1 pseudogene is annotated in these 1144 nt (G+C 62.8%); it reads right to left on the reverse strand.

What is annotated here, in order from left to right:
- Positions 1-97 precede the first annotated feature (97 nt).
- Positions 98-1007: pseudogene (gene glsB, locus HT737_RS04785) on the reverse strand (glutaminase B).
- Positions 1008-1144: the final 137 nt, after the last annotated feature.

The following is a 1144-nucleotide window of genomic DNA, read 5'->3' on the forward strand; positions in this document are numbered from 1 at the left end:
GCGATGAGGCCGGCAAGCCCGGCATTGACGTTGCTGAACCACCGCTATCGCTGGCAAGCCAGCTCCCACAAAGTTTTGCAGTGTTTGGAAGATCGGGTCAGAAGACTGACCAGCCAATCCGCGAACTGAGCATCTCCAGCGCCGCCATCCCCGCCAGCGAGTTGCCGGCAGCATTGAGTTCCGGCGACCACACGCACACGCTGAATTGCCCCGGCACCACCGCGACAATCCCCGCCGCCGACCCCGCTCTTGCCCGGCAGGCCGACGCGATAGGCGAAATTGCCGGCCTCGTCGTACAAACCGCTGGTGGCCATGATCGAGTTGACCTGCTGGGTCTGGCGACGGGTGAGGATCTGTTCGCCGCTGTGCTTGCAGAACCCGTCGTTGGCGAGGAAGCAGAACGCCCGCGCCAGGTCGATACAGTTCATGCGCAACGCGCAGTGGCTGAAGTAGCTGCGCAATACCGCTTCGACGTCGTTGTGGAAGTTGCCGAACGATTGCATCAGGTACGCCATGGCCGCGTTGCGGGCGCGGTGCTGGTATTCGGATTCGGCGACTTTGCCGTCGACGATCACCTGCGGATTGCCCGACAGGCGCCGCACGAAATCACGCATCGACAGGGCCGGCGCGGCGAAACGCGACTGGTTAATGTCGCAGATCACCAGCGCCCCGGCGTTGATGAACGGATTACGGGGGCGCCCGCGCTCGAACTCCAGCTGCACCAGCGAGTTGAACGGCTGGCCGGACGGCTCGTGACCCAGACGCTCCCAAATCGCCTCGCCGGAATGCTCGATGGCCTGCACCAGGCTGAACACCTTGGAGATACTCTGCACCGAGAACGGCGTCTCGGCATCGCCGGCGCAATACATTTCGCCGTCGTTGCCGTACACGGCGATGCCCAGTTGATTGGCCGGCACGGTGCCGAGGGCGGGAATGTAGTCAGCCACTTTGCCCTGCCCGATCAGGGGCCGGACAGCGTCAAGAATCTCGTTCAACAGCGCTTGCATGCCGGGTTCCGAAGTCTCGCCCCATGGGATTGCGGGGACACTGGGGCTAGACGCTGCGCAAGCTTGCGGAATCACACAAACCCTGTAGGAGCTGCCGCAGGTGCGATCTTTTGACTTTTGATTTTTGAGGGGGCAAG

Source organism: Pseudomonas sp. MD195_PC81_125, from assembly GCF_014060985.1.
Lineage (GTDB): Bacteria > Pseudomonadota > Gammaproteobacteria > Pseudomonadales > Pseudomonadaceae > Aquipseudomonas > Aquipseudomonas parakoreensis.